This is a genomic window from Aurantimonas litoralis (assembly GCF_026153195.1).
GTDB lineage: Bacteria > Pseudomonadota > Alphaproteobacteria > Rhizobiales > Rhizobiaceae > Aurantimonas > Aurantimonas coralicida.
Genome location: NZ_JAPFBM010000013.1, coordinates 68324 through 79863, shown reverse-complemented (window position 1 = coordinate 79863; position 11540 = coordinate 68324). Strand labels below are relative to the sequence as shown.

Genomic DNA, 11540 nt, shown 5'->3' with positions numbered 1-11540 from the left:
CGGCCCACGCCTCGTCGTTCAGCCAGAACAGTCGTGCCATCCGATCCTCCCTTGGCTCCTTTGCGCACGAGGGAATCTGATTTTCTCCGAAGCTGCAACAGGATGAATGGGTATCGACCCTAGCTAGTTGTTCCGTTTGCGCTATTTGCCCTGGGACGGATCGTTGTATTTAGATACAGTAGAAAGCCCGGCCGCTTCCCAAAGAAGCGACCGGGCCGGTCAGGACTGACGCACTCACGATGCGCGCCTTTGATGTTAACGATGGGGAGCGAACACGGCAATGCCGCCGCGTCAGCGCCGCCGACTCGTTTCGGGCCAAACTCCTGGACCTCCTCCTTCAGCACCAGTTACCGCCCGCGACGATTCCCTGATCACCGTGGTCTGCGCCTCCGCTGCCGTGGTCTGTTCGGTGATGGCAATCGTCTGATCGGTGGTTTCTCCGGACAACTGCGCTATCCACGAGCGCGCAGGTCATCTCGACGGTGTCGCTATACCGTTGCGGACCACCGCCGCGGAATGGTCCGGGAACACACCCGGCAACGACTGGAGGGTGCCAATGCTGTCCCGTCTGCGCAGGTAAACTGTCAGATATCCGTTTTGGCGGCGGGTGATTATTATAGGTTGCACATGTTGCGGGATACAGGCGTCACCAAAGAGAAAGCCGCCGCACTACGCTTCAACGAGTGCGGCGGCTTAGCCAGTGGGTGGTCCTGCAAGATTCATCCAGATGGCACACTCGAACAATAGCACAGATGTGCAGTATCCGGAATACGGAAAGAGGCGCGCTCCCCGCCAGGAGGTGGATTCCAGCGCGAAGCGCAACATGCTCATGAGAAGCGGATTCGGACGTCCTTGCCAAGTTCCTGGAGGAGGCACTGGAAAGGGGGTGATGAAGCCGAGGCATTTGCGCGGGGTGGTGTTGAGGCTGACAATGGCGTCCTGGAGATCGGCTTCGGACAGGGTGTCGAGATCGAGCCATCTGGGCAGCCATCGTCGCAATCGTCCGTTGGCGTTTTCGACGCCTCCCTTCTGCCAGGAAGCGTAGGCGTCGCAGAACGAGGTCGACATGCCGAACAGGTCGTCGAGCAGGCGGCGGCGGGCGAAGGCGGTGTCGTTATCAAACGTCACCGAGGAGCGCAGGCCGGGAGCAACACGCCGGAAGACGGCTGTCATCGCTGCGATGGTTTCGGCGGCGGTCTTTCCGTTCAGCCTCGTGGCGAGCGTCACACGGGTCTTTCGCTCATGAAGGACGAGAACCGGGCGAGCGCGCTTGCAGATGATAAGATTAGCCTCCCAATGCCCGACCTGTCGGCGATCCTCGACCTCGGCCGGACGGTCATGGATGGAGCGGCGGTTCTTGATCGTATCGCGTGACCGGCGTGCTCTCATCGGGCGGCGCGTCCTGCGCCGGCGCAGGAGATAGCGCCAGAGCTTCTCGCCCTCTGCGAGGCGCGATAGACGAAGGCGTAGATGGTCTCGGTGGCGAGCACGCGCAATTTCGGCTCCGCACCATTCTTCAGCCAGCCCGCGACTTGCTCCGGCGACCAGCCTTCCGACAGGCGCTCGATGACGAACTGGCGCAGGCGTCCGTCACTCCCGAGCAGGGCATCCCGCCTCCTGCGCTCGATATAGGCTCCGTCGGCTACGACCGGCGAATAGTCGCCGCCTGGCAGCGCGTTGCGTTCCAGTTCGCGACTGATAGTCGACCGCGACCGGCCAAGGGTCTTGGCTATGCCCGCCTTCGAATGACCGGCCGCAAGGAGAATGGCAATCCGCTCTCTTTCGGCGGACGAAAGATGCTCGTAGCATGACATGGCAACACTCCCGAAAGGTCTGGAAACCAAGCCGATCCTACATCGGCTAGGGGGTGTTGCACCTCGCGCTGGAACTCAGGGGACGGGCCGGTGACGGCGTATGTAATGGCTGGCATCAGGTTTGCCGCTGTGCCTCGCTTTCCGCGTCATGAATATAGATGTCCGCAGCATCTTGTAGGGCGTGTAGAGCGGATTTCGCTGGTGATACGAAAGTGTTCCCGGAAATAGACGTCGGAGAATCCGGCGCGGATCAGTCCACCGAATGCCTCCTCCAAGATTGCGCTCAATAGCTTTGGTCACCATCGAGCCCGACGTAGATATCTTCCGTCTGCGGTGCCAGATTCAGGAGTGCTTGAGGGAAATCTTCCCTGCTGAAATCACCGCCTTCGCTGTACGGGCCGCCTGGGCGGCGGCCCGCAATCTCCTTGGCCAGCCGGAGTACGAAACCCGGGCGCGGGAGGATGGGAGCGTATTTACAGCCTGAACCTATGATTTTTCTTGCCCCCGCGAGTTGCAGCATTCAGGGGCCCTTCGCGATTTCAGTGACGCGTCCCTAACGGGCTTGATGCCTGATCGTTCACAGAACATTTCGGTAGAGACGCTCCCCTGATCACCTTAGTCTGCGCCTCCGCAGCCGCATCATGATCGGTGATGGCAATCGCCTCACCGGTAATCTCTCGGGACAACTGCCGCACGGCCACGCTAACCACGAGCGCGCGGATCACCTAGACGGTGTGGCCATCATGATAGCCGCCGGAGGACGTGCTAGGTGCCCGCGGCCTCTCCGACGTAAACGGTAACATGCCCGGAGATGCCGTTCCACGAGCCATGCCAGAACACCATCACCGCGCCGTGGCGGGGCGGGCTTGGTTTCGACACCGAACAAGAATCAGTTGCGGGTCAGGTGGGGATTGCCCGGGATCAAGCCGGTCGAGCTCTACTGGCCGAAGGCGCGGTCCAGGCCGTCGAGGCCGCGTTCCAGCCCGTCGCGCTCCTCGACGGTCAGCAGCGCCAGCACGTTGCTCTCGGCCTTTTCCACCTTGGGCATCAGCTCAGCGTAGACTCTCGAGCCCTCTGACGTCAGGGCGAGATATTCGAAGCGCCGGTCGGCGGTCGCACGGGTACGATGCAGCCAGCCCCGCTCATCAAGGGCGGAGACGGCGCGGCTAACCTTGGTCTTGTCCATCTCGGTGGCCTCGACGATATGCGAGGACGTCACTGTATCGCCGTCAGCGCTGCCGAGGATGACGAGGACACTGAATTCGGGGGCCGATAGCCGATGCTCCCTTTTGTGGACCTGCGCGGCGACGCGGCCCAGAACCGTGGCCGCACGGATCAGGCGACTGGTCAGGAACAGGTCGGACCGGCGGTCGGCCGACCGAGATTTTCTTGCCGTGATCTGGCGCGCAGTCATCGTTCTAGTTCCCAGTGGCCGGAGGGGTCGCGGGGAAACAGCCGTGGCGATCGCAGTGCCGACACTTGCACCGCCAATCGTTGGAAACTGATCCGGTCTTGTCCTACGAACGTCACATGAGCGCCGTGCGTTCCCGACCACCGACCGCTATTCGCCATGCCTTTGCCACAGGAAGGCGCCACGAGGGCCGCCGGCGACGCGCCGCAAGCGCGTCGGCCAAGGCATCACCACAGTCCTCGCTTTGCTTTTTCGGGCGAATTCCCTATAGCTTCGCGCCCAAATCGCTCTTCCAGACATGACAAGGATAATTCATTGTCTTCTACCTTCGACCGGGTCGCGGATATCATCGCCGAGACCAGCGAGATCGACCGCGCCGAGATCACGCCGGAAAGCCACACGATCGACGATCTGGGCATCGATTCGCTCGACTTCCTCGACATCGTCTTCGCGATCGACAAGGAATTCGGCATCAAGATCCCGCTCGAGAAATGGACCCAGGCGGTCAATGACGGCGAGGCGCCGACCGAGGAATACTTCGTCCTGAAGAACCTCTGCGCCAAGATCGACGAACTGCGCGCCGCCAAGGCCGGCTGACACAGCGGAACGGCGCCCGGCGCCGTTCGCCAGCGGGAGGCCCTCGGGAACCGATCGCCGGGCGGGGCGGACGATTGGGATAGTGGAACGATTGCATGACACAGAATGCCAGAGACGTGGTGATCACCGGGATCGGGCTGGTGTCCTCGCTCGGCGAGGGCATCGCCACCCATCTCGACGCCATGGGCCGCGCGCCGGCACCGCAGCCGCGGATCGATGCCGGGACCTACGCGCCCTATTTCGTGCACCCGTTGCCGCCCATCGACTGGTCCAGCCAGATCCCCAAGCGGGGTGACCAGCGGCAGATGGAGACCTGGCAGAAGCTGGGCACCTATACGGCTGGACTGGCGCTCGCCGATGCCGGCATTCCGGCCGACGAGGCCGTGCGCGCCAAGATCGACATGGTCGTGGCCGCCGGCGGCGGCGAACGCGACACCACTGTCGACGCACTGGTCATGGACAAGGCGCGCGGCGCCAACGACCGCGACCGGATCGTCAACGAGACGCTCGGCAGCGAACTGCGCCCGACCCTGTTCCTGGCGCAGCTCTCCAACCTTCTCGCCGGCAACATCTCCATCGTCCACAAGGTGACCGGCTCCTCGCGCACCTTCATGGGCGAGGAAGCCGCCGGCATCTCGGCCATCGCCTCGGCGCGGGCACGGATCGCCGCCGGCCAGAGCGACATCTGCCTCGTCGGCGGCTCGTTCTCGGCCGAGCGCAAGGACCTGATCCTGAACTTCGACCTCGCCGGCCTGATGCTGCGAGACGACTGGCGGCCGGTCTCCTCGCGCACCGAGGGCCATGACGGCATCACCGTCGGCAGCGTTGGGGCGTTCCTCATCCTGGAATCGGCCGAACACGCCGCAGCCCGTTCGGCCCTCGCCTATGCGCGGCTGGTCAGTGCCGCGGGCGACCGCGGCAAGCGCGACGCCGAGCGCACCGCGGCGCGTTTCGAGGCGCTTCTGCCTGTGGGCGGATCGGCGAGCGACGAGACGCTGATCCTCAGCGGCGCCGCCGGCATCAAGCCGTTGCTGGATGTGGAACGCAGCGTCCTGAACAAACGGTTTCCCGATGCCCCGGTCAGGGCGTATGGGACGATGCTCGGCCACGCCTTCGAGGCGCAGGTCCCAGCCGGCGTAGCCCTGGCCGCCGGCGCGCTGTCTCGCGGTGCGGTGATCCCGCCCTTCGATGTCGGCGAGGAACGCCCGGCTTCAGCGGCCCCGCGGCGTGCCATCGTCACCGCGATCGGTCACCTTCACGCCGAGGGTGCCTGCGAACTGGAAGCCGTGGACGGACGCAGACTGTAAGGATCGGATGATGAGCGCGAACGGCAACACCGCAGAGCTGGACTTTCTCGGGCGCCCGGTGATCGCGATCACCGGGCTCGGCCTCGTCTCGTCGCTGGGCCGCGGCGTCGACGACAATTGGGACGCCCTGTCCTCGGGCCGCTCGGGCATCCACCGGATCGAGCGCTTCTCGACCGACAGCCTGCGTACCACGATCTCCGGCTCGGTGGACTTCATGGGCCCCGGCTCGGAGACCTCGACGGGTCTCTCCTACATGATGGCGGAAGCCGCCGGCTCGGAAGCCGTGCGCATGGCCGGGCTTGCCGACGACGATTTCGGCGGTCCGCTGTTCCTCGCCGCCCCGCCGGTGGAGATGGAGTGGCAGCATCGCCTCGCCCTCGACGCGATGGACGGCGCCACCATCGAGGAGGCCGGTTACGACCGCCTGCTGCAGATCGCGCGAAGCCGCCCCGACAAGGCGATCTACAACCTGACCCAGTGCAGCCGCATCTCCGAGCTCCTGGCCGACCGGCTGGGCACACGCGGCCTGCCGATCACCCTGTCGACCGCCTGCGCATCCGGCGCCTCGGCGATCCAGCTCGGCGTCGAGGCGATCCGCCGCGGCGAGACCGACCGCGCCATCGCCATCGGCACCGACGGTTCGATCACCCAGGAATCGCTGATCCGCTTCTCGCTGCTGTCGGCCCTGTCGACCAACAACGAGTATCCGGAAAAGGCCTCCAAGCCCTTCTCCAAGGATCGCGAAGGCTTCGTCATGGCCGAGGGCGCCGGCGCGCTGGTGCTGGAATCGCTCAGCGCCGCCAAGGCACGCGGCGCGAAGATCCTCGGCGTCATTCATGGCTGCGGCGAGCGGGCCGACGACTTCCACCGCACCCGCTCCAAGCCGGACGGCTCGCCGATCATCGCGACCATCGCGGCCGGCATCGCCGACGCCGGCATGGAGCCGTCGGACATCGATTACATCAACGCCCATGGCACCTCGACGCCGGAGAACGACCGCATGGAGGCCACCGGCCTTGCCGCGGTGTTCGGCGAGGCGCTGAAGACGACGCCGATCTCCTCGAACAAGTCGATGATCGGCCACACGTTGACGGCTGCCGGGGCGATCGAGGCGGTGTTCTCGGTGCTGTCGATCCAGAACGGCCTTCTGCCGCCGACGATCAATTACGAAGTGCCGGACCCGGCGATCGAGCTGGACACCGTGCCGAACAAGGCGCGTCCGGCCGAGATCGCCACGGTGCTGTCGAACTCCTTCGGCTTCGGCGGGCAGAACGCCTGCCTCGTCATCGGGCGCGAACCGCGCCACTGAATGCCAGGGCCGCGGCGGGATTGACCCGCCCGGCCGGCCATCGGCGTCGCGCGGCCCTCGGGGCCGCACGGCAACGCCGTCACTATCCAGTCTGAGGATCTTCCCATGCGGGCATTGCAACTCGTCGGCGACCGCGAACTCAAGCAGGTGGACCTGCCGCCGCCGCCGCCGCCCGGCCCGGGCGAGGTCACCGTCGACATTGCCGCGGTCGCGCTGAACCACATCGACGTCTGGGGCTGGCGCGGCATGGCCTTCGCCAAGCGCAAGATGCCGCTGGTTGTCGGCGCCGAAGCCTCGGGCGTCGTCTCGGCGATCGGACCCGGCGTCGCCTCGGTGCTGCCCGGCCAGCTTGTGGCGATCTACGGTGCACAGACCTGCGGCCTGTGCCGCCCCTGCCGCGAAGGCCGCGACAATCTCTGCGAACACGTCTCGGGCGTGCACGGCTTCCATCTCGACGGCTTCGCCCAGGAGAAGGTCAATCTGCCGGCGCGCCTCTTGGTCCCCGCCCCTCCCGGCTGCGACGCCATCGGCGCGGCGTTGGCGCCGGTGACCTTCGGTACGGTCGAGCACATGCTGTTCGACAATGCCAAGCTCGAACCGGGCGAGACCATCCTCGTCCATGCCGGCGGGTCCGGCATCGGCTCGGCCGCGATACAGCTTGCCAAGCGGCACGGCGCGACGGTGATTACCACGGTCGGTTCCGACGACAAGGCCGAGCGCGCCCGGGCACTGGGTGCCGACCACGTCATCAACTACCGCGTCGACCGCTTCGAGGGCGTCACCCGCAAGCTGACCAAGAAGAAGGGCGTCGACGTCGTCTTCGAGCATGTCGGCGCCGACACCTGGGCCGGCTCCATGCTGTGCATGAAGCGCGGCGGCCGGCTGGTCACCTGCGGCTCGACCTCGGGCGTCTCCACCCAGATGAACCTGATGCAGCTCTTCCAGCAGCAGCTGAAGCTGTTCGGCTCCTTCGGCTGCCGCATGGAGAACATGCGCGACGCCATGCAGAAGATGGCCCGCGGCATCGTCCATCCGGTGATCGACGCGGAGATCAGCTTCGACCAGATCGACATCGCGCTGAAGCGGATGGAGGCGCGCGAGGTGTTCGGCAAGATCGTGCTACGCGTCGCCGACGAGGCCGGCACCGAGAGCGCAAACCCGCGCGCCGCATGAACCTCTTCGTCGCGCGCTATGCGCTGCGGGCCAAGCGCGCCGCGGACTTCGTCATTGCCCAGGTGCTGTTCGCCGTGCTGCGGACCATCCGGCTGCTGCCGGCCGATGTCGGCCTGTCCTTTGCCGACCGCACGGCGCGGCTGCTCGGCCCGTGGACGAGCCGCCACCGGCTGGCGGTCGACAATCTGCAGCAGGCCTATCCGGAAAAGGACGCGGCCTGGGTCGAGCAGGTGGCGCGGGACAATTGGGGCCAGATGGGCCGGCTCGCCGCCGAGTTCGTGTTCCTCGACGATCTCTTCGATTTCGACCCCGAGAACCCCGAGGCCGGGCGGATCGAGGTCGAGGGCGCCGAGATTTTCGCCGAACTGCGCGAGCGCAAGGGCCCGTTCATCTTCTTCACCGGCCATCTCGGCTGCTTCGAGCTGCTGCCGATCGCGGCGGCCGCCTTCGACCTGGAGTTCACCGCCCTCTTCCGGCAGCCCAACAACCGCTACATCGCCAAGGAAGTGCAGGCCGCGCGGCGGACCAGCGGCGGTCACATGGTGCCGTCCAAGGCCGGGGCGGCGTGGTCGCTGGCCGGTATCCTGCAGCGCTCCGGCTCGGTCGGCATGCTGGTGGACCAGAAATTCCGCAAGGGCGAACCGACGACCTTCTTCGGCCGGGAATGCCGCACCAATCCGCTGCTGCCGAAGCTGGCGCGCCAGTTCGATTGCGAGATCTACCCGGCGCGGTCGATCCGCCTGCCGGGCGGGCGCTACCGGCTCGAACTGCAGCCGCGTCTGGTCCTGCCGCGAGCCGACAGCGGCGAGATCGACGTTACCGCCACCTGCCAGCTGCTCAACGACGTGGTCGAGGGCTGGGTGCGCGAGCATCCCGAACAATGGATGTGGTTTCACGACCGCTGGAAGAGCGGCAAGGCCCGCCGCAAGCCCGCGCAGCCGAAGCGCGCGTGAGGGCGCGCCAAGGCGACCCGGCCGCTTTTGCGTGGCCGGGCGCAGGTCGTTCAGCGCTGGACGACGACCCTCGTGTTGCGCATGCCCATTTTGCGGACCATCGTATAGAAGATCTTGGCATTGGCGGTGTGCAGGCGCACGCAGCCATGCGAGGCCGGGCGGCCGAGACGGCTGACGGCACCGGTGCCGTGAATGGCGTAGCCGCGGTGGTAGAAGACCGAATACGGCATCGGCGACATGTCGTATTTGCGCGAATGCCACATGCGGTGGATGCGCTTGGCCCGCCAGCTTCCCGTCGGCGTGACATAGCCGCGACGGGCCGTCGAGACCGGCCAGCGATACATCACCCGGCCGTTCTTGATCACCGTCATCGTCTGGGCGGACAGGTCCACCTTGGCCACCAGGCCGGCGGATGCTGTCGAGATGCCGCAGCCGAGGATGCCCACGATCATCACGATCGCGACCAGTAGTTTCTTCATGTTTTCGACTCCGACCCAAGAACTCCACATTCCCGCCGCCGAAAAACCTAGTTTCAATTCAGCCGAGCGGTCAACTGGCAAAAGCGTGAACAGATTAACACCTGACGGCGGCGCGAATACTGGTCGATCGACCGTGCTCGCGTGACTCCCGCTGGGTAAGCATTCCCACGCCGCGGAATGGGCGCGCAGGTTTCCGGCAATCCCGCAAATCGGCCGTTCGGCCATTGTTCGATAAATCTTTACGTCTCGGACATACGGTCGCAGCGAAATCGGCGCGGAATGGGCGATGGTGCTCAAGTTTTTCTACAGGAATGGACTGACTGTTCTCGGCGGGCTGGCGATCGCCGGCACCGTCGTGTTCGGCGCGCTGTCCATCGGTGGCGCCACCGTCGGCGGTCTCGTCGAGACCGAGATGCGGACCAAGGGCGAGAACTTTGCCCGGCTCCTGACCCAGCCCGGTGGCAATGTGGATGCCTTCCTCACCGGCCTGTCCCGCAACCCCGACGCCGAAACCGACATCCGCCGGCTGGCCGACCTCGCCAATATCGAGAGTTTCGCGATCTTCGATCGCAACGGCGAAGAGGTCTATCGCACGCGCTCCGACCGCTATGAATGGCTGCTGCGCGACCGCCCCGGCGGCATGCAGTCGAGCGACCGGCTGTCCGAGAGCGTCCTGGCGCGCGAGGGCGACTGGCAGGTCGTCGAGGATGACGGCTTCACCAATCCGACGGTGATCATGCCGCTGATCCGGAACGACCGGACGATCGGCTATGTCTCGATGGTCGGCAACATGGTCGCCAACCGCAGTGCGTTCAAAACGACGCTGGCGAACGCCTCCGCCCTGTTGCTGGTGCTGATCTTCTTCGCCACCGCGGTGCCGCTGCTTCTCTATATCCGCCGCAAGCGCAAGATCGCCGAGGCGGACGAGCGTATCATCTTCCTGGCCAATCACGACGCCCTGACCAAGCTGCTCAACCGGCATCGCATGCAGGAGGAGAGCGACCGGGTGCTGGCCACCGTTCGCGCCACCCGCGAGCGCATGGCCTATCTGTATATCGACATCGACGAGATGTCGGAGATCAACGACCGGCTGGGCCAGGCCGCCGGCGACGAGCTCCTGCGCGTGGTCGCCGACCGCCTGATCGGCGTCGTCGACCGCAACGACCTGTTGGCCCGCCTCGGCGCCGACGATTTCGCCGTCCTGCAGCGCCGGGTCGCCTCGCAGGAAGATGTCGCGGCGCTCTGCAAGCGGATCGTCGACGCGGTGACCGAGCCGGTCGAGATCGAGGGCACGACGGTGACCCCGAGCGTCTCCATCGGCTGCGCGCTCGCGCCCCAGGACGGACGCACCCATTCGGAACTGGTCAAGCATGCCGAGCTCGCGCATCTGCAGCACAAGACCGACAAATCCCGCAACCTAATCTATTTCGAACCGTCCATGGACGAGGCGATGCATCATCGCCGGCATATCGAAGGTCTGGTGCGTCGGGCTCTGGAGAACCAGAGCTTCGAACTGTTCTACCAGCCGATCGTCAATGGCGACGGATCGCGGCTGCTCGGCTTCGAGGCGCTGATCCGCATGCGCGACGAAGAGGGCAACCAGATCTCGCCGGCGGTCTTCATCCCGATCGCCGAGGCACGCGGCTACATCAAGACCATCGGCACCTGGGTGATCGGCGAGGCCGTCCGCCAGATCGCGCTGTGGCCAAAGCATCTCTTTGTCTCGGTCAATCTGAGCCCGGTGCAGTTCGGCGACGGCGACCTCGTCTCGATCGTCAAATCGGCGCTCGACAAGGCCGGCGTTGACGGCAGCCGCCTCGAGATCGAGGTGGTCGAGTCGCTGGTCCTGGAGCGCTCCGACGAGATCCTCGCCCAGCTGCGCGAGCTGAAGGCCCTCGGCATCTCCATCGACATGGACGATTTCGGCACCGGCTATTCCTCGCTCGGCTATCTCTGGCGCTTCCCGTTCGACAAACTGAAGATCGACCAGTCCTTCATGGTGGCCTACGAGAATGGCGAGCCCAGCGTGCCGCAGATTCTCGACACCATTGTCTCGATGGCCCACCATATGAACATGAAGGTCACTGCCGAGGGCATCGAGACCCGCGAGCAGGTCGATCTGCTCAAGAGCCTTGGCTGCGACCAGCTCCAGGGCTTCTACTTCGGCAAGCCGATGCCGGCCGAACGCGTGGCCAGCGAAGCGCTGGCGCGGTTCCGCCACGGACCGTCCGACGACAGCGCGGTGCGTCCGTCGGCGGCCGCATAGGGTCTTCGTCGTATTCGCGGGGACCTGTTCGCCGCGCCGGCGCAATTTCCCGCCCTTCTCAAATCCCCGCGGCAGGCTGTCGCTGCCAGCCCGCCGGACGCCCCGATGAGCCCTGCCCGGCTGCCCCACGAGCGCCATATTTGAGAAAACAGGTTGGATTCCGGCCGTTAGCAGGCTAGCCTCTCTAAGAACGTTCAAAGAGATGTCTGCCGTCCGGCAGCAACGAGTCGT

Annotated in this window: 9 protein-coding genes and 1 pseudogene; 6 read left to right on the top strand and 4 right to left on the bottom strand. The window is 65.4% G+C overall.

Translation table 11 applies throughout. The annotated features are described in order from the left end of the window. Positions 1 to 827: 827 nt before the first annotated feature. From N7I30_RS20280 to N7I30_RS20270, 3 genes and pseudogenes are all read right to left on the bottom strand, one after another. Positions 828 to 1814: pseudogene (locus tag N7I30_RS20280) on the bottom strand (IS30 family transposase). 283 nt (positions 1815 to 2097) lie between these two features. Beyond that, a complete protein-coding gene (locus tag N7I30_RS20275) occupies positions 2098 to 2334 on the bottom strand; it encodes a hypothetical protein (RefSeq protein WP_228241831.1) in 237 nt (78 codons plus the stop codon). A 417-nt stretch (positions 2335 to 2751) separates the two neighbouring features. Beyond that, the gene (locus N7I30_RS20270) at positions 2752 to 3228 is read right to left on the bottom strand and encodes a MarR family winged helix-turn-helix transcriptional regulator (protein ID WP_228241832.1); all 477 of its coding nucleotides are present in this window, start codon (positions 3226 to 3228) and stop codon (positions 2752 to 2754) included. Between the two features lie 312 nt (positions 3229 to 3540). Between N7I30_RS20270 and N7I30_RS20265 the strand changes: the two genes are divergently transcribed. From N7I30_RS20265 to N7I30_RS20245, 5 genes are all read left to right on the top strand, one after another. Further along, entirely contained in the window at positions 3541 to 3822 is a 282-nt protein-coding gene (locus tag N7I30_RS20265) for an acyl carrier protein (protein ID WP_024351348.1), read from the top strand. 95 nt (positions 3823 to 3917) lie between these two features. Then, a complete protein-coding gene (locus tag N7I30_RS20260) occupies positions 3918 to 5129 on the top strand; it encodes a beta-ketoacyl-ACP synthase (protein WP_228241833.1) in 1212 nt (403 codons plus the stop codon). Positions 5130 to 5136: 7 nt separating this feature from the next. After that, a complete protein-coding gene (locus N7I30_RS20255; RefSeq protein ID WP_188076220.1) occupies positions 5137 to 6438 on the top strand; it encodes a beta-ketoacyl-ACP synthase in 1302 nt (433 codons plus the stop codon). Positions 6439 to 6543: 105 nt separating this feature from the next. Beyond that, a complete protein-coding gene (locus N7I30_RS20250) occupies positions 6544 to 7611 on the top strand; it encodes a zinc-binding dehydrogenase (RefSeq protein ID WP_498640909.1) in 1068 nt (355 codons plus the stop codon). Beyond that, positions 7608 to 8564, top strand: coding sequence for a lipid A biosynthesis lauroyl acyltransferase (locus tag N7I30_RS20245; protein ID WP_277026396.1), 957 nt, complete (start codon positions 7608 to 7610; stop codon positions 8562 to 8564). The genes N7I30_RS20250 and N7I30_RS20245 overlap by 4 nt, the downstream gene beginning before the upstream one ends. Positions 8565 to 8614: 50 nt before the next feature. Here N7I30_RS20245 and N7I30_RS20240 read toward each other — a convergent pair whose 3' ends face one another. Next, a complete protein-coding gene (locus N7I30_RS20240; RefSeq protein WP_024351353.1) occupies positions 8615 to 9043 on the bottom strand; it encodes a L,D-transpeptidase in 429 nt (142 codons plus the stop codon). Between the two features lie 286 nt (positions 9044 to 9329). On the opposite strand from N7I30_RS20240, the gene N7I30_RS20235 reads away from it, so the two are divergent. Beyond that, positions 9330 to 11309, top strand: coding sequence for a putative bifunctional diguanylate cyclase/phosphodiesterase (locus N7I30_RS20235; RefSeq protein ID WP_421462472.1), 1980 nt, complete (start codon positions 9330 to 9332; stop codon positions 11307 to 11309). The last annotated feature ends 231 nt before the right edge of the window (positions 11310 to 11540 follow it).